Genomic DNA, 17436 nt, shown 5'->3' with positions numbered 1-17436 from the left:
ATTCTAAGGGGACGTGGGTGAGGGGGCGGGACGAACCCGCCCCCTCATGAGCACGGGGCTCAGGAGACGCCGAGCTCCTTGGCGTTCTTCTTCAGGTCCTCGAGACCACCGCACATGAAGAAGGCCTGCTCCGGGAAGTGGTCGAACTCGCCGTCGCAGATCGCGTTGAACGCCGCGATCGACTCGTCCAGCGGGACGTCCGAGCCGTCGACACCGGTGAACTGCTTCGCCGCGTGGGTGTTCTGCGACAGGAAGCGCTCGACACGACGCGCGCGGTGGACGACGAGCTTGTCCTCCTCGCTGAGCTCGTCGATACCGAGGATCGCGATGATGTCCTGGAGGTCCTTGTACTTCTGCAGGATGCCCTTGACGCGCATGGCGGCGTCGTAGTGGTCCTGCGCGATGTAGCGCGGGTCCAGGATCCGGGACGTGGAGTCCAGCGGGTCCACGGCCGGGTAGATGCCCTTCTCGGAGATCGGACGGGAGAGAACCGTCGTCGCGTCGAGGTGGGCGAAGGTGGTCGCCGGCGCCGGGTCGGTGAGGTCGTCGGCGGGGACGTAGATCGCCTGCATCGAGGTGATCGAGTGACCACGGGTCGACGTGATGCGCTCCTGGAGGAGACCCATCTCGTCGGCCAGGTTCGGCTGGTAACCCACCGCGGACGGCATGCGGCCGAGCAGGGTGGACACCTCGGAACCGGCCTGGGTGAAGCGGAAGATGTTGTCGATGAAGAACAGCACGTCCTGCTTCTGCACATCGCGGAAGTACTCCGCCATGGTCAGACCGGCCAGGGCGACGCGCAGACGGGTGCCCGGGGGCTCGTCCATCTGGCCGAAGACCAGCGCGGTCTTGTCGAGAACGCCGGCCTCCTCCATCTCGACCATGAGGTCGTTGCCCTCACGGGTGCGCTCACCGACGCCTGCGAAGACCGACACACCCTCGTGCAGCTTCGCCACACGCATGATCATTTCCTGGATCAGAACGGTCTTGCCGACACCGGCGCCACCGAACAGACCGATCTTTCCACCCTTGACGTACGGGGTGAGGAGGTCGACGACCTTCAGGCCGGTCTCGAACATCTCGGTCTTGGACTCGAGCTGGTCGAAGGCCGGGGCCTTGCGGTGGATCGTCCAGCGCTCGGCGTCCGCGACCGTGGAGGCGTCCTCGTTGAGGACCTCGCCCAGGGTGTTGAACACCTTGCCCTTGGTGACGTCACCGACGGGGACCGTGATGGCGGCGCCCGTGTCGGTCACCGGGGCCTGGCGGACCAGACCGTCGGTGGGCTGCATCGAGATGGTGCGGACGAGGCCGTCACCGAGGTGCTGCGCGACCTCGAGGGTCAGCGTCTTGGTGCCCTCGCCGGCGGCGTCCGGAACCTCGACGTGCAGCGCGTTGTAGATCTCCGGCATCGCGTCGACGGGGAACTCCACGTCGACGACCGGGCCGATGACCCGGGCGACGCGGCCCGTGGCGGCGGCCGTCTCAACAGTGGTCGTCATTACTTGTCACTCCCCGCGGTCGCGTCGGCCAGGGCTGCGGTGCCACCGACGATCTCGCTGATTTCCTGGGTGATTTCGGCCTGGCGGGCCGCGTTGGCAAGTCGGGAGAGGTTGGTGATCAGCTCTCCCGCGTTGTCGGTCGCCGACTTCATCGCGCGCCGCGTGGCGGCGTGCTTCGAGGCCGAGGACTGAAGCAGCGCGTTGTAGATCCGGCTCTCGACGTAGCGCGGCAGCAGGGCGTCGAGGACGTCCTCCGCCGACGGCTCGAAGTCGTACAGCGGACGGAGCGTGTTCGGCTCGCCCGCCTCCTTCGCCACCTCGTCGAGGCTGAGGGGCAGCAGCCGGGCCTCGACCGCCGTCTGCGTCATCATCGAGACGAACTCGGTGTAGACGATGTGGAGCTCGTCCACGCCGCCCTCGGCCGTGTCCTTCTCGATCGCCGCGATCAGCGGTTCGCCGATCTTCTTGGCGTCCGCGTACGTCGGCTCGTCCGTGAAGCCGGTCCACGAGTCGGCCAGCTTGCGCTCACGGAAGTTGAAGTGCGCGACACCACGGCGGCCGACGACGTACACGTCGACCTCGCGGCCCTCGCCCTCCAGCTGACGAATGAGCTTCTCCGCCGCCTTGATGGCGTTGGAGTTGAAGGCGCCGGCCAGACCGCGGTCGCTCGTGAGGAGCAGAACCGCGGCACGGGTCGGGTTCTCCGCCTCGGTGGTCAGCGGGTGCTTGTCGTTCGCACCCGTGGCCACCGCGGTGACCGCGCGCGTGAGCTCGGTCGCGTACGGAGTCGACGCCTGCACCTTGCGCTGCGCCTTGACGACACGCGAGGCGGCGATCATCTCCATCGCCTTGGTGATCTTCTTCGTCGCGGTGACGGATTTGATGCGACGCTTGTAGACCCGGAGCTGCGCTCCCATGAGTCAGGTCCCTTCCGTCGTCACTTCGAGACGTTGACGGTGGCGTCCGCGCCGAGCAGCTTGCCGTCAGACGTCTCGAACTGCTTCTTGAACTCCGCGATGGCGTCGGCGACGGACTGCAGCGTGTCGTCCGACATCTTGCCGCCCTCACGGATGGAGGTCATGAGACCCGAGTGGTTCTGACGCAGGTACGCCAGCATCTCGGCCTCGAAACGGCGGATGTCGGCCACCGGGACGTCGTCCATCTTGCCGGTGGTGCCGGCCCAGATGGAGACGACCTGGTTCTCGGTCGGCATCGGCTGGTACTGCGGCTGCTTCAGCAGCTCGACCATGCGCTGACCGCGCTCCAGCTGCGCCTTCGAGGCGGCGTCCAGGTCGGAACCGAAGGCGGCGAACGCCTCCAGCTCACGGAACTGGGCCAGGTCCACGCGGAGACGGCCGGAGATCTGCTTCATCGCCTTGTGCTGGGCGGAGCCACCGACACGGGAGACCGAGATACCGACGTTCAGGGCCGGACGCTGGCCGGCGTTGAACAGGTCGGACTCCAGGAAGCACTGGCCGTCGGTGATGGAGATGACGTTGGTCGGGATGAACGCCGAGACGTCGTTGGCCTTGGTCTCGACGATCGGCAGACCGGTCATCGAGCCCGCGCCCATCTCGTCCGAGAGCTTCGCGCAGCGCTCGAGGAGGCGGGAGTGCAGGTAGAAGACGTCACCCGGGTAGGCCTCACGGCCCGGCGGGCGGCGCAGCAGCAGCGACACGGCGCGGTAGGCGTCGGCCTGCTTCGACAGGTCGTCGAAGACGATCAGGACGTGCTTGCCCTGGTACATCCAGTGCTGGCCGATGGCCGAGCCCGTGTACGGCGCCAGGTACTTGAAGCCGGCCGGGTCGGACGCCGGGGCGGCGACGATCGTCGTGTACTCGAGCGCGCCGGCCTCCTCGAGGGCGGCCCGCACGGACGCGATGGTGGAGCCCTTCTGGCCGACGGCGACGTAGATGCAGCGGACCTGCTTGTTCACGTCGCCCGAGCGCCAGTTGTCGCGCTGGTTGATGATCGTGTCGACGGCCAGGGCGGTCTTGCCCGTCTGGCGGTCGCCGATGATCAGCTGACGCTGACCGCGGCCGACCGGGGTCATGGCGTCGACGGCCTTGTAGCCGGTCTCCATCGGCTCGTGCACCGACTTGCGCTGCATGACGCCGGGCGCCTGCAGCTCGAGGGCGCGGCGGCCCTCCGTCGCGATCTCGCCGAGACCGTCGATCGGGTTACCGAGCGGGTCGACGACGCGACCCAGGTAGCCCTCGCCGACACCGACCGAGAGGACCTCGCCGGTGCGCTGCACCGTCTGGCCCTCCTCGATGCCGCTGAACTCGCCGAGGACGATGGCACCGATCTCGCGCTCCTCGAGGTTGAGGGCGAGGCCGAGGGTGCCGTCCTCGAACTTCAGCAGCTCGTTCGCCATGGCCGAGGGAAGACCCTCGACCTTCGCGATGCCGTCGCCGGCCAGGCTGACCGTGCCGACCTCCTCGCGCGAGGCCGCGTCCGGCTGGTACGACTGGACGAAGTTCTCCAGCGCGTCCCGGATCTCCTCCGGCCGGATCGTGAGCTCCGCCATCTGGGTTCCCTGCTCTCCTTGTTGGGCCCGAAGTTTTCTTGGGGGTCTGGGGGCCGACCCCCAGGAATCTTCTGCAATCTGCACGGCCCAACCGGGCCGCTGGTCATGCTTCTTGAGTTGCTTGCCGACCGTCAGCCGGCCAGTCGACGGGTCGCCTCGGCGAGGCGCTCCGCGATGGTGCCGTCGATGACCTCGTCGCCGACCCGCACCGAGATCCCGCCGAGGACCGTGGGGTCCACGTCCAGGTTCAGGTGCATCTGGCGGCCGTAGAGCTTGGCCAGTACGGCGCCGAGGCGCTGCTTCTGCTGGTCGGACAGCGGGATCGCCGAGGTGACGACCGCGACCATGCGGTCACGGCGCGCCGCGGCGAGCTTGGAGAGGGACTCGAGTCCCTGTTCCAGGCTACGTCCACGCGGCTGGGTCACGAGTCGGACGATCAGTCGCTCGGTGGCGGGCCTGGCCTTGCCGCCGAGCAGGCTGCGCAGCAGCTCGCCCTTGGCGGCGGCGCCGGCCGCCTTGTCCGTCAGCGCGGAGCGGAGCTCCTTGCTGGAGGTGACGATCCGGCCGAACCGGAACAGCTCGTCCTCGACGTCGTCCAGGTCGCCGGCCTGCTGCGCCGCGGTGAGGTCGGCGATGTTCGCCAGCTCCTCGACCGAGTCGACCAGGTCACGCGACTGGGACCAGCGGGAACGGACCATGCCGGAGACCACGTCGACGGTCTCCCCGCCCACCTGACCGCTGAGCAGTCGCTGCGCGAGTGCGGCCTTGGCCTCACCCGGCTGGGCCGGGTCGGTCAGGACCCGACGCAGCGACACCTCACGGTCGAGCAGCGCGGTGACGGCGGCCAGCTCGTCGGCGAGGGTCGTCGCGTTCACGGACGTGTTGTCCGTCAGCGCGTCGAGGGCCTCGCGGGCGGCGGCCAGTGCTTCGCGGCTCGCTCCGTTCATCGGACGGCCTCGGCCTTCTCCTCGAGCTCGTCGAGGAACCGGTCGATCGTGCGGCTCTGACGGGCGTGGTCCTCCAGGGCCTCGCCGACCAGCTTGGCGGCCAGATCCGTGGCGAGCTTGCCGACGTCCTGGCGCAGGGCCGAGGACGCCGCCTTGCGGTCGGCCGCGATCTGGGCGTGCCCGGCCGCGATGATCTCCTCACGCTGCCGCTGGCCTTCCGCCTTCATCTCCTGGATGAGAGCGGTGCCCTGCTCCGTCGCCTCCTGGCGAAGACGCGCGGCCTCGTGGCGGGCCTCGGCGAGCTGGGCCTTGTACTGCTCCAGCACACTCTGGGCCTCGATCTGGGCCGACTCGGCCTTCTCGATGCCACCCTCGATGGCCTCGCGGCGCTCGTCCAGAACCTTGTTGATGTTCGGGAGGAGCTTCTTGGCGAGGAAGCCGAAGACGATGACGAAGGCGATCAGGCCGATGACGAGCTCGTCAAGATGCGGGATCAGAGGAGGCTGGGGCTCCTCCGCCGCAAGAAGCAGAGCGTTCACATCAGTGCCTTCCGTAAAAAGGTTCGGGCTGTCGGTGCGGCTTACTGGTAGACGAAGCCCATGACGATGCCGATGAGGGCGAGCGCCTCACAGAAGGCGAAGCCCATGATCTGGTTGGTGCGGATCAGGCCGGCGGCCTCGGGCTGGCGGGCGAGGGCCTGGGTGCCGTTACCGAAGATGATGCCGACGCCGACGCCGGGGCCGATGGCCGCGAGGCCGTAGCCGATGGAGGCGACGTTGCCGACCACGTTCTCCTTGGCGCTGGCGGCGAGGTTGACCATCTCGAGAGCAGCGGACATGCCGTTACTTCCTTCTCTTTCAATGACCCGGTGGGGGTTGGCCACCGGACGACTGCTGGTTTCGGGGTGGAGCTGCTGGGCCGGGCCCGGCTCAGTGGTGCTCGGCGAGCGCGCCCTGGATGTAGCTGCAGGCCAGGAGGACGAAGACGTACGCCTGAACCGCCTGGATGAAGAGCTCGAAGGCGGTCATGATGATGACCATCAGGAACGACGCGCCGGCGTAGACGAAGCCGATGCCGTTCAGGAGGTAGTACGTGGCCAGCGAGAACATCACGATGAGCAGGTGACCGGCGAACATGTTCGCGAACAGTCGGACCGCGTGCGTGAAGGGCCGGATCAGCATGTTCGAGAGGAACTCGAGCACCACGATGAGCGGCAGGATCGGGCCGAGCGACTTGTCGTAGCCGGTGATGTTCTTCCAGCCGCCGACGAAGCCGTGCTTCTTGAAGGTCAGCGAGACCCACATGATGTACACGATCAGCGCGAGACCGGCCGGGAAGGCGATCAGCGAGGTGACCGGGAACTGGGCCAGCGGGATGATGGACCAGAGGTTCATGATCCACACGAAGAAGAACAGCGACACCATGAAGGGGACGTACTTCTCGCCGTCCTTCTTGCCGATGATGTCGTAGACGATGCCGCGGCGCACGAAGTCGTAGCCGGCCTCGCCGACCATCTGCAGCTTGCCCGGGACGAGCTTGGGCTTGCGGAACGCGGCCCAGAAGAACGCGACGACCACGAGGGAGCCGAGGACGGCGAGCAGCATCGGCTTGGTGATCTCGATGCCGGCCACCGTGCCGATGGGCTCGTACATGAACGTGTGCAGGCCCGGCGCCGGGAAGCCGCATCCAGAGAAGATGTGGCAATCCGGGTCGAAGGCAAGCGTCTGGTCAGCACTCACCGCGGGCTCCTTCAGCGTGGCGCATAGGTACGGCAACCTCGTTGTGTCGGCGCGGCGCGCAGCCGCGGGTCGGCACTGGACTGGTCTTACGGATAAGGGGGCGGCGGTTCGGCGTCGAGCCTCGCGCTGGGACAGGCGTCAGCTCGGATGCCCGCGCCCGCAGTGCCGCAGTTGGCACCGGACGATAGCAGGAAGCCGAACACGGCTTTATCCCGGCCCTACTCCTCACGTCTTGGGCCCCGGCTTCTCGGGGTCGACGTAGAGGATCTTGGCCTTCATGTAGGCCCGGGCCTGCGCCGCGATCCAGGCGATCGTGACCGCGAGCAGGGTGAAGGCGAAGGCCTTGAAGTCGAACCACGTGGCGTTCTTGAGCAGAACCATCACGACGAAGAGCAACAGGATCTGCGTCGTGTAGAGCAGGAATCCCATGGCCTGGAACAGGTGCGGGAGCGACTTCGCCGTCCGCTGGAGCACCACAAGCCCGATCCCCATGAAGAGCAGGACCACCACGGTCGCGAGCACGGCGCCGATCGCACCCTTGCCGCCGGCCACGAGACCGCTGATGACGGTGCCGAGGGCGCCGACGGCAGCGGCCGGTACGGCGGCCGACAGGAGGATGCGTGCGTCGTTGGACGGCATGGCGGTGTCTCCGCTTGCTTGGGGGGCGATGGTGTCGTCAGGGACGAGCGTAAGCCCGGTCCGAGGTGGGTCTCGGGGCCAACGAACCGTCGCACTACGGTCCTTCGGCACTGTCGCCGGGTCTCGTGAACGGTATCACAAACTATTTGATGAGGTCTTTACCCAGGGGTGTGCCGACTGTCACACATGAGTGTCAACGCGCGCGTGTGTGCAGGACAGTGGGGCACTTCGTCTGGTATTGGCCGCGTACGCGGCGTTCGTCAACTCGGCGTTCCGGCCTTACGCCGATCCGTGAAGCGCGAACGGTGACCGATGGCGGTCGCCCCGTTGACCCCGCTGACCCCGACGGCCACCGGGACCCGCTCCTCGGCCTCCTCCTCGGCGGTCGGGGCAGAGGCGGCCGGCGCGGTCTCCTGGGTCCGGACCTTGCGGCGGTAGCGGGGCGGGACGAACGACTCGGCCCACCGGGGGGCCCGCGGGGTGAAGCGGGGCAGCAGGAGCAGCACCAGGCCGAGGGCGCTCAGCGCGACGACGACGAGCACGATCCACATGGACGTCGAGTGCACGGAGTACGCGAGCGTGCCGAAGGCGATCAGCGCGGACCAGAAGTACATGATCAGCACGGCCCGGCTGTGCGAGTGGCCGATCTCCAGGAGCCGGTGGTGCAGGTGCCCGCGGTCGGCGGCGAACGGCGACTGGCCGTTCCAGGTGCGGCGCACGATCGCCAGGACCAGGTCGGCCATCGGGATCGCGATGATGGTCAGCGGCAGCACGAGCGGGATGAAGACGGGCAGCGCGGCGTGGGTGGCCTGACGGGTCGAGCCCTCGAAGATCTTCAGCGCGTCCGGGTCGACCTGGCCGGTGATGGAGATGGCGGAGGCGGCCAGGATCAGGCCGATCAGCATCGAGCCGGAGTCGCCCATGAAGATGCGCGCGGGGTGCATGTTGTGCGGCAGGAAGCCGAGGCACATGCCCATGAGGACGGCGGCGAACAGCGTCGCGGGGGCCGCGGCCTCGATGGTGTAGCCGTACCAGATCCGGTACGCGTACAGGAAGAACGCGGCGGCGGCGATGCAGACCATGCCGGCGGCGAGGCCGTCCAGGCCGTCCACGAAGTTCACCGCGTTGATGGTCAGGACGACCAGCGCGACGGTGAGCAGAGTGCCCTGCCACTGCGTGAGGGCGACGGTGCCGACGCCCGGGATGGGCAGCCAGAGGATGGTCAGACCCTGCATGACCATCACGCCCGCGGAGATCATCTGCGCGCCGAGCTTGATCAGGGCGTCCAGCTCGAACTTGTCGTCCAGGACGCCGATCAGCCAGATCAGGGCGGCGCCGGAGAGCAGCGCGCGGGGCTCGTTGGAGAGCTCGAAGACGCTGCGGAGGTTCGACAGATGGGCGGCGACCAGCAGGCCCGCGCACAGGCCGAAGAACATGGCGATGCCACCGAGCCGCGGAGTCGGTTCTCGGTGCACGTCGCGCGCGCGGATCTCGGGCATCGCTCCGGTCGCGATGGCGAACTTCCGCACCGGACCGGTCAGCAGATAGGTCACCGCGGCCGTGACACAGAGCGTCAGCAGGTAATCACGCACGGGCTGCCCCACAGGAATCGCTGGCCATCTCAGCCCCACACCCTAGCCGTGCCGCCCATGTGGTTGAGGACATACCTCGGGCCCGAACGGTTCCCGGGGGCCGCGGAAGGCGGCGGACTACCGGCCATACGGGGGAAATCGACCGGCCAGCTCGCGTACTTCCTCGCGTACCCGAGCCGTACGTTCCGGTTCATCCTCCAGGGCGAGGGTGAACAGCGTGGCGATGCGCGCCATCTCGGCCGGGCCCATGCCCTGCGTGGTGACGGCGGCAGTGCCGAGCCGGATGCCGCGTCCGTCGCCGTACGGCAGGGCGCAGGTGTCGAGCACCAGCCCGGCGGCGGCGAGCCGGCGGCGGGCGGTGGGGCCGTCGGCGCCGAGGGGGGCGGGGTCGGCGGTGATCAGGTGGGTGTCGGTGCCGCCGGTGGTGACGGCGAAGCCCTCTGCCCGCAGGGCGGCGGCGAGGATCCTGGCGTGCTCCACCACCTGATGGGCGTACCCGCTGAACGCCGGGGTCGCCGCCTCGCCGAAGGCGACGGCCTTGGCGGCGATGGTGTGCATCTGGGCGCCGCCCTGGGTGAAAGGGAACACCGCCCGGTCGATCCGCTCGGCGAGGTCGGCGCCGCAGAGGATCAGGCCGCCGCGGGGGCCGCGGAGCACCTTGTGCGTGGTGGCGCAGACCACGTCCGCGTACGGGACGGGGCTCGGCGCCGCTCCCCCGGCGACCAGGCCCATGGGGTGGGCGGCGTCGGCGATGAGGTACGCCCCGGTCTCGTCGGCGATCTCCCGGAACTGGGCGTAGTCGATGTGGCGGGGGTACGAGATCGACCCGCAGACGATCGCCTTCGGGCGGCGGGCCCGGGCGAGGGCGCGGACCTGCTCGTAGTCGATGAGCCCGCTGTCCGGCTCGACGCCGTACGGGACGAAGTCGAACCAGCGGCCGGAGAAGTTCACCGGGGAGCCGTGCGTGAGGTGCCCGCCGTACGGCAGTCCCATGGCCAGGACGGTGTCCCCGGGGCGCAACAGGGCGGCGTAGGCGGCCAGGACGGCGGAGGAGCCGGAGTGCGCCTGCACATTGGCGTGCTCGGCCCCGAACAGGGCCTTGGCGCGGTCCACGGCGATCCGCTCGGCGGCGTCGACGTACTCGCAGCCGCCGTGGTGGCGGGCGCCGGGGTAGCCCTCGGCGTACTTGTTGGCCAGCGGGGAGCCGAGAGCGGCGAGGACGGCGGGCGAGGTGAAGTTCTCGGCGGCGATCAGCTGCAGCGAGTCGAGCTGCCGGCGCACCTCTCCGAGCATCACGTCGGCGATCTCGGGATCCTGCCTGCGCAGGACGTCGAGATCCGGCCCGTACGACGGAACACGGACGTCTGCGGGAACAGCGGTGACCGGCATCTGCGGCTCCGGGCGTGAGCGGGGCTTCAGCTCCGGCTCCGGGCGAGAGCGGGGCTTCAGCTCCAATGTAGGCACGTAAGCCACGGTTCGCCCGGCGTTCTGCCCCAGGTTCTGCCATCCGGCCCCACGGTCACCGCTTGGCGGGCACCCCGGTCAGGGCGGTCACCACCGGGTCCAGGGCGTCGTTGATCTCCTCGCCGACCGAGCGGAAGAACGTGATGGGGGCGCCGTACGGGTCGTTGACCTCGTCGGCCTCCGCGCTGGGGGCCAGGAGCCACCCGCGTAGAGCGGCGGCGGCGCGCACCAGGGCACGCGCGCGCTCGACCATGCCGTCGCTGAGGGGGTCCGGGAGGGTCGCCGGGTCTATCGCGCGAACCAGGCGGGTGAACTCCTTGAGCGTGAAGGTGCGCAGGCCCGCCGAGTGGCCCATCGAGATGACCTGCGCCCGGTGGTCCCGGGTCGCGGTCAGGACGAGGTCCGCGCGGATGACGTGCTCGTCGAGGAGCTCGCGGCCGACGAAGCCGCTGGCGTCCGCGCCGAAGTCGGCGAGGACCAGCTCCGCGTTGGCCTCCATGGGGGCGCCCTCGTGCCCCCAGGTGCCCGCGCTCTCCACGATCAGGCCGCCGCCGTACGGGTCGCCGAGGCGGTCGCACAGGGCGTGCCGGGTCAGCCGCTCGGTGATGGGCGAGCGGCAGACGTTGCCGGTGCTGACGTGGAGGATGCGGAAGGATGTGCCGTCGTCGGGTCCCGCTATGCCACGCCCCTCAGGGGCGGTCAACTGGCCACCTCGAGGTCGGGTACCACCTTGCGCAGCTCGTCCGCGTCGAGCGCGCCGGCCCGCAGCAGCACCGGCACCTTGCCCGTCACGTCGACGATCGAGGACGGCACGATGCCGGGCGTCGGGCCGCCGTCGAGGTACACGGAGACGGAGTCGCCGAGCATCTCCTGCGCGGCGTCGCAGTTCTCCGGCGACGGGTGCCCGGTCAGGTTCGCCGAGGACACCGCCATCGGGCCGACCTCCGTGAGCAGCTCGATCGCGACCGGGTGCAGGGGCATCCGGATCGCGACGGTGCCGCGGGTGTCGCCGAGGTCCCACTGCAGCGACGGCTGGTGCCGCGCGACCAGCGTCAGCGCGCCCGGCCAGAACGCGTCCACGAGCTCCCAGGCCTGCTCAGAGAAGTCGGTGACCAGGCCGTGCAGGGTGTTCGGGGAGCCGATCAGCACGGGCGTGGGCATGTTGCGGCCGCGCCCCTTCGCCGCGAGGAGGTCCGCGACCGCCTCGGAGCTGAAGGCGTCCGCGCCGATCCCGTAGACGGTGTCGGTCGGCAGCACGACCAGCTCGCCCCGGCGGACGGCGGACGCGGCCTCGCGCAGCCCGGTCGCGCGGTCGGTCGCCTCGTTGCAGTCGTATCGCCGTGCCATCAGTTCCGGGCCTCCTCGTACACGTGCTCAGTCATGGCATTGCCTTGCGTGCGGTCGCGAAGCGCGGCCGGTTGTTCAGGTCGGGGTGGTCGGCGGCGTCCGCCCAGCCGGCCTCCTCGTTGAAGATCCACGGCACCTGCCCGCCCTGGGTGTCGGCATGCTCGACGACGACGAGTCCCCCGGGCCGCAGCAGCCGGTGCGCGGTGCGCTCCAGGCCGCGGATGGTGTCGAGGCCGTCCTCGCCGGAGAAGAGCGCCATCTCCGGGTCGTGGTCGCGGGCCTCGGGCGCGACGTGCTCCCACTCGGTGAGCGGGATGTACGGCGGGTTGGAGATCACCAGGTCGACCTGGCCGTCCAGTTCCGGCAGGGCCGTCAGCGCGTCGCCCTCGTGCAGCACGACACGGGAGCCCTCGACGTTCTTGCGGGTCCACACCAGGGCGTCCTCGGACAGCTCCACGGCGTGCACCCGCGAGCGCGGCACCTCCTGCGCCAGCGCGAGCGCGATCGCGCCCGAGCCGGTGCACAGGTCGACGATCAGCGGCTCGACGACGTCCATGGCGCGTACGGCGTCTATGGCCCAGCCGACGACGGACTCGGTCTCGGGGCGCGGCACGAACACGCCGGGCCCGACCTGGAGCTCCAGGTACCGGAAGAACGCCCGCCCGGTGATGTGCTGGAGCGGCTCGCGGGCCTCGCGGCGCGCGACGGCCTCCCAGTACCGGGCGTCGAAGTCGGCGTCCTTGACCAGATGCAGCTCGCCCCGCTTCACGCCGTGCACGAACGCGGCGAGCTCCTCCGCGTCGAAACGCGGAGAGGGAACGCCGGCGTCGGCCAGCCGCTGCGTGGCCTGGGCCACCTCGGCAAGCAGCAGACTGCGGGGGCCTGGGGGTCGCCCCCCAGAAGGTGACTGCACGCTGGTCCTCCGGGCTGGGTGGTACGGGCGGGGCTCAGGCAGCGGCGAGCTTAGCCGCCGAGTCGGCGTCGACGCAGGCCTGGATGACGGCGTCGAGGTCGCCGTCGAGCACCTGGTCCAGGTTGTACGCCTTGAAACCGACGCGGTGGTCCGAGATGCGGTTCTCCGGGTAGTTGTACGTCCGGATCTTCTCGGAACGGTCGACGGTGCGCACCTGGCTGCGGCGCGCGTCCGCGGCCTCGGCCTCGGCCTTCTCCTGCGCGGCGGCGAGCAGCCGGGAGCGCAGGATGCGCATGGCCTGCTCCTTGTTCTGGAGCTGGCTCTTCTCGTTCTGGCAGGAGGCGACGATGCCGGTCGGCAGGTGGGTGATGCGGACCGCGGAGTCGGTGGTGTTGACGGACTGGCCGCCGGGACCGGACGAGCGGTACACGTCGATGCGCAGGTCGTTGGCGTGGATCTCGACGTCGATCTCCTCGGCCTCCGGGGTCACGAGGACGCCGGCGGCGGAGGTGTGGATGCGGCCCTGCGACTCGGTGGCCGGCACGCGCTGCACGCGGTGCACGCCGCCCTCGTACTTCAGCCGGGCCCAGACGCCCTGGCCGGGCTCGGTCGCGCCCTGGCCGCCCTTGGTCTTCACGGCGACCTGGACGTCCTTGTAGCCGCCGAGCTCGGACTCGGTGGCGTCGATGATCTCGGTCTTCCAGCCGACCCGCTCGGCGTAGCGCAGGTACATGCGCAGCAGGTCGCCCGCGAACAGGGCGGACTCGTCGCCGCCGGCGCCGGCCTTGATCTCGAGGATGACGTCCTTGTCGTCGCTGGGGTCGCGCGGGACCAGCAGGAGGCGGAGCTTCTCGGTGAGCTCCTCGCGCTGCTTCTCCAGCTCCTTGACCTCGGCGGCGAAGTCCGGGTCGTCGTGCGCCAGCTCGCGGGCCGTCTCGATGTCGTCGCCGGCCTGCTTCCAGGAGCGGTACGTCGCGACGATCGGCGTCAGCTCGGCGTAGCGCTTGTTCAGCTTGCGCGCGTTGGCCTGATCGGCGTGGACCGAAGGGTCGGCGAGCTTCTTCTCCAGGTCGGCGTGCTCGCCGACCAGTTCCTCGACCGCCTCGAACATCGGGGGCTCCTGGGTTTCGTGAATGGCTGCGGGACGGCAAAGCGCCGGTCCCGGCCGCCCCCTGCGGGGCGCCCGAAGACCGGCGCAGTGGCTCGCTACTTCTTGGCGGAGCCGGCAGCCTTGCCGAAGCGGGCCTCGAAGCGGGCCACACGGCCACCGGTGTCGAGGATCTTCTGCTTGCCCGTGTAGAACGGGTGGCACTCGGAGCAGACCTCGGCGCGGATGGTGCCGCCCTGGATCGTGCTGCGGGTGGTGAACGACGCGCCGCAGGTGCAGCTGACCTGGGTCTCGACGTACTCGGGGTGGATGTCGCGCTTCAAGGTGTCTCCTAGGTTCGGGAGGGCGCCGGGTCGCAGGCGCGGGATGCGCGTGCGTGAACCGGGGCCGACGTACCAGTCTGCCAGGACCGGCCGCATCTCCCAAAACCGGGGGGTGGCCGCACCTATTCCCCCGCTACTGCGCCTTCACGACCCCGTCGCTTCCGCCTTCACGACCCCGTCCGCCTGGCCGGTGGCGGCGTCCTTCGTGGCGGAGGCGGGGATCGGCAGATCGGCCTTCAGGGCCGTCCAGACCTGCCGTCCGGCGGCCTCCAGGGGGACGACGCGGTTGGGGTCGGCGGTGTCGTACGCGACCGGCAGGGTGATCATGTGCACGTCGTCGGGGCCGAGGCCGCTCAGGCCCCTGGCGAAGCCCACGAGCTCGCTCACGGAGTCGAGCTCGGAGTCCGGGGTGATGGCCTTGGTGGCCGCGTCGGCGAGGTCGACGAGCTTCTTCGGGTCGGTGAGGACCCCGACCTGCCGGACCTGGTCGACGAAGGCCCTCACGAACGCCTGTTGGAGCTGGATGCGGCCGAGGTCGCTGCCGTCGCCGACGCCCTTGCGGGTGCGGACCAGGCCGAGGGACTGCTCGCCGTCGAGGGTGTGGGTGCCGGGCTGGAGGTCGAGGTGGCTCTTGGAGTCCTCGATGGCGCGGGTGGTGGTGATCCGCACGCCGCCGAGCTCGTCGACGAGCTTCTTGAAGCCGGTGAAGTCGACCTCGATGTAGTGGTCCATGCGGATGCCGGACATCGCCTCGACGGTCTTCACCGCGCAGGCCGGGCCGCCGACCTCGTACGCGGTGTTGAACATCGCCCGCCGCTCGCCGGGGACGCGCCGGCCGTCGGCGTCGGCGCAGTCGGGGCGCTCGACGAGGGTGTCGCGGGGGACGGAGACGACGGACGCCTTGCGGTGGCCCTCGTGGACGTGGACGACCATCGCGGTGTCGGAGCGGGCGAGGCCCTCGTCGCGGCCGTAGGCGCCGTTGGCACCGGAGCGGGAGTCGGAGCCGAGGACGAGGATGTCCATCGAGCCGTCGTCGACGTTCAGCGGGCGGTCGTTGCCGAGCTGGGCGTTGATGTCGACGCCCTGGAGGTTGCCGTCGAGCTTGACGTAGACCCAGCCGAGGCCGGAGCCGCCGAGCAGGACGAGGAGGGCGGCGCCCCAGGCCGCGGCGCCGGCGGCGCGGCGGCCCCTGGTGGGCGGCTTGCGGCGGCTGCCGGAGCCGCGTATTCGGCCGCTGGTGCGCTGCTCGGTCATCGGATACCTCGGGTCGGGAGTCATGGGCGTCACCTTCTGTGACGGCGAATCGCCCAAAAGGGTTGCATGAGCCCGTGTGAGGTTTCGGTGAGCGACCGCACGGAAAGCACTGCGCCCACCGTGCGGGCACGGTGGGCGCAGTGGACTTTCCGCAGGCCGGAGGTCTAGCCGAACAGCGTGTACGACTTGAAGCCGGTGCCGACCTTGATGCGGTTCGACGTCAGGAACGGCGTCGTGGCGGAGCCGCTGCTGCGGTACGCCCAGAGGTAGCCGTCCTTGTCGCGGACCATGAAGTCCGCGTGGCCGTCACCGCTGATGTCACCGGTGGTGACGTAGGCGGTGAAGTTCCAGCCGGAGCCGATCTGGACGCGGGCGGAGAAGGGCCAGCTCGGGTTGCCGGTGCCCTTGTAGACCCACAGCCGGGCCGCGCTGTCGCGGGCCAGCAGGTCCGGACGGCCGTCGCCGGTGAAGTCGCCCTTGCCGTAGACCTGGTAGCTGCCCCAGCCGGTGCCGATCTTGACCCGGGCGTTGAAGGTGCCGTTGCCCCGGCCGGTCCACATGTAGAGCGTGCCGGCGGAGTCGCTGGCGGTCAGGTCGGGGTGACCGTCGGCCGTCAGGTCGCCGGCGACGGCGAGGTTGCGGAAGCCGCCCCAGCCGGTGCCGACACGGCGGTCCACGTAGTCGTTGACCGTGGCGTCGTAGGCGTAGAGCCACAGCTCGCCGTTGGCCCTGCGGTACAGCAGGTCCTGGGCGTCGTCGCGGTTCAGGTCCGCCTGGCGCAGCAGGTTGGCGTCACTCCAGCCGCCCCAGCTCTGGCGGTTGGTGAGCGAGGTGCCGGTGGAGTGGTAGCCGAAGCCCTCGCCCGCCGCGTCACGGGCGAACAGGTCCGCGCGGGTGTCGAAGTTCAGGTTCGCGTCGTCGATCCGGTGGTTGATCGGACCGGCGTACGTGGCCGTCTTCGCGAAGACGCTGCGGGCGCCGGTGGCGACGCAGTCCTCCACACCCCACGAGACGACGCCCGCGATGCGGCCGCCCACGACGAGCGGGCCGCCGGAGTCGCCGTTGCACGGCGAGACGGTGCCGGCGTCCTGGCCGCTGGCCGCGTTGCCCGCGCAGAGCATGGCGCCGGGCACGTAGTCCGTGCCGTACACGTTGCTGCACGTCGAGTCGGCGTTGACCGGGATGAGCGCCTTCTTCAGCGTCGGCGAGATGTCGTCGCTGGTCGAGCTCGTGCGGCCCCAGCCGTACACCGTGCCCTTCGTGCCGGCGGCGTACGTCGCGCCGTACGGCGCCGGCTGCAGCGCCTTGTACGGCAGCGGCGAGCCGAGGGTGAGCACGGCGATGTCGCCCTTGAGCGTGGTGCCCGAGTACGTCGGGTTCCGCCACTGGCGCCAGACGCCGACGGCCTGGCCCTCGGTGCCGTCGTACAGCTTCGCGGTGCCGCCGACGACGGTGCCGTTCTGGTTCCAGTTGTAGCCGTCCACGCAGTGGGCGGCCGTCAGGACCTTGGCCGGCGCGACGAGCGTGCCGCCGCAGAAGAAGCCGACGTCGTCGAGCTCGTCCGCGGTGCCGCGGTCGTCGAAGTAGTACAGCTGCACCATCCACGGGGCCTCCGTGATGGCGGCGTCGACGCCCCCGATGATCTTCGGGTCGACGGTCGACGAGGTCGAGCCGGACGGCTCGGCCGCCTCCGGGCTCTTGGTGGCGCCGGACTCGGCGCCCTCCTTCTTCGCCTCGGCCTCCAGGACGGCGTTCGCGCCGTCCACCCGGGCCTTGAGCTCGGCCTCCGAGGCCGGGGCCGGCCGCTCCAGGCCGGTACGCCGCGGCGACTCGTCGGCCTGCGCCGGTACGGCCGTCAGGACGGCGCCGCCCAGCGCGAGCGCGGCCGCAGCCGCGGGAAGGGCCTTACGGACCCTTCTGTGAGCAGAAGTCACGCAGTTCTCCTATCGATGTGTCGCACACGCCAGGAGAGAAGAAAGACGAGCCACCCCACTGCGTCAGGGCATGACGATGTAATGCCTCATGGGCACATCCGGAAATGTGTTCCCCCCCACGTGCGACCGAGTGATCGTACAACGCGG

17 protein-coding genes are annotated in these 17436 nt (G+C 69.8%); all 17 read right to left on the bottom strand.

What is annotated here, in order from left to right:
* Window positions 1-59: 59 nt before the first annotated feature.
* The gene (gene atpD / locus ACNJ93_RS22120) at window positions 60-1499 is read right to left on the bottom strand and encodes a F0F1 ATP synthase subunit beta (RefSeq protein ID WP_418959160.1); all 1440 of its coding nucleotides are present in this window, start codon (window positions 1497-1499) and stop codon (window positions 60-62) included.
* Window positions 1499-2416, bottom strand: coding sequence for a F0F1 ATP synthase subunit gamma (locus tag ACNJ93_RS22115; protein ID WP_418959159.1), 918 nt, complete (start codon window positions 2414-2416; stop codon window positions 1499-1501). Before ACNJ93_RS22115 ends, atpD begins: the two co-directional genes overlap by 1 nt.
* 20 nt (window positions 2417-2436) lie before the next feature.
* Complete coding sequence (atpA, locus tag ACNJ93_RS22110; RefSeq protein WP_418959158.1) at window positions 2437-4029, bottom strand: F0F1 ATP synthase subunit alpha; 1593 nt, start codon at window positions 4027-4029, stop codon at window positions 2437-2439.
* A gap of 131 nt (window positions 4030-4160) precedes the next feature.
* Window positions 4161-4976: a F0F1 ATP synthase subunit delta gene (locus ACNJ93_RS22105; protein ID WP_418959157.1), complete on the bottom strand. Its 816-nt coding sequence runs from the start codon at window positions 4974-4976 to the stop codon at window positions 4161-4163.
* Window positions 4973-5515, bottom strand: a complete 543-nt coding sequence (locus ACNJ93_RS22100) for a F0F1 ATP synthase subunit B (protein ID WP_418959156.1) — start codon at window positions 5513-5515, stop codon at window positions 4973-4975. The genes ACNJ93_RS22105 and ACNJ93_RS22100 overlap by 4 nt, the downstream gene beginning before the upstream one ends.
* A gap of 41 nt (window positions 5516-5556) precedes the next feature.
* Complete coding sequence (gene atpE / locus ACNJ93_RS22095) at window positions 5557-5814, bottom strand: ATP synthase F0 subunit C (protein WP_215133573.1); 258 nt, start codon at window positions 5812-5814, stop codon at window positions 5557-5559.
* 91 nt (window positions 5815-5905) lie between these two features.
* On the bottom strand, window positions 5906-6715 hold the full coding sequence (gene atpB / locus ACNJ93_RS22090) for a F0F1 ATP synthase subunit A (protein ID WP_418959155.1): 810 nt from the start codon (window positions 6713-6715) through the stop codon (window positions 5906-5908).
* Between the two features lie 225 nt (window positions 6716-6940).
* Window positions 6941-7354 carry a hypothetical protein gene (locus ACNJ93_RS22085; protein ID WP_418959154.1) on the bottom strand — a complete coding sequence of 138 codons (414 nt, stop codon included), beginning with the start codon at window positions 7352-7354 and terminating at the stop codon, window positions 6941-6943.
* A 260-nt stretch (window positions 7355-7614) separates the two neighbouring features.
* Window positions 7615-8958: an MraY family glycosyltransferase gene (locus tag ACNJ93_RS22080; protein ID WP_418959153.1), complete on the bottom strand. Its 1344-nt coding sequence runs from the start codon at window positions 8956-8958 to the stop codon at window positions 7615-7617.
* A 105-nt stretch (window positions 8959-9063) separates the two neighbouring features.
* Window positions 9064-10335: a serine hydroxymethyltransferase gene (glyA, locus tag ACNJ93_RS22075; protein WP_418959152.1), complete on the bottom strand. Its 1272-nt coding sequence runs from the start codon at window positions 10333-10335 to the stop codon at window positions 9064-9066.
* Window positions 10336-10465: 130 nt separating this feature from the next.
* Window positions 10466-11113: a protein-tyrosine-phosphatase gene (locus ACNJ93_RS22070; RefSeq protein WP_418959151.1), complete on the bottom strand. Its 648-nt coding sequence runs from the start codon at window positions 11111-11113 to the stop codon at window positions 10466-10468.
* A complete protein-coding gene (locus ACNJ93_RS22065) occupies window positions 11110-11757 on the bottom strand; it encodes an L-threonylcarbamoyladenylate synthase (protein ID WP_418959150.1) in 648 nt (215 codons plus the stop codon). Before ACNJ93_RS22065 ends, ACNJ93_RS22070 begins: the two co-directional genes overlap by 4 nt.
* 31 nt (window positions 11758-11788) lie before the next feature.
* Window positions 11789-12670 (bottom strand): peptide chain release factor N(5)-glutamine methyltransferase, encoded by an 882-nt coding sequence (gene prmC / locus ACNJ93_RS22060; protein WP_418959149.1) that lies wholly within the window; start codon window positions 12668-12670, stop codon window positions 11789-11791.
* A gap of 34 nt (window positions 12671-12704) precedes the next feature.
* Window positions 12705-13781 carry a peptide chain release factor 1 gene (gene prfA / locus ACNJ93_RS22055; protein WP_418959148.1) on the bottom strand — a complete coding sequence of 359 codons (1077 nt, stop codon included), beginning with the start codon at window positions 13779-13781 and terminating at the stop codon, window positions 12705-12707.
* A gap of 95 nt (window positions 13782-13876) precedes the next feature.
* Window positions 13877-14101, bottom strand: coding sequence for a 50S ribosomal protein L31 (gene rpmE / locus ACNJ93_RS22050; RefSeq protein WP_385418918.1), 225 nt, complete (start codon window positions 14099-14101; stop codon window positions 13877-13879).
* Between the two features lie 144 nt (window positions 14102-14245).
* Window positions 14246-15355, bottom strand: coding sequence for an LCP family protein (locus ACNJ93_RS22045; RefSeq protein ID WP_418961489.1), 1110 nt, complete (start codon window positions 15353-15355; stop codon window positions 14246-14248).
* 164 nt (window positions 15356-15519) lie between these two features.
* Window positions 15520-17289: a trypsin-like serine protease gene (locus tag ACNJ93_RS22040; protein WP_418959147.1), complete on the bottom strand. Its 1770-nt coding sequence runs from the start codon at window positions 17287-17289 to the stop codon at window positions 15520-15522.
* Between the last annotated feature and the right edge of the window lie 147 nt (window positions 17290-17436).

The organism is Streptomyces tritici, from assembly GCF_048500665.1.
Taxonomy (GTDB): Bacteria; Actinomycetota; Actinomycetes; order Streptomycetales; family Streptomycetaceae; genus Streptomyces; species Streptomyces tritici.
The sequence above is the reverse complement of the archived record's forward strand: the minus strand, read 5'-3'. Positions and strand labels throughout refer to the sequence as shown.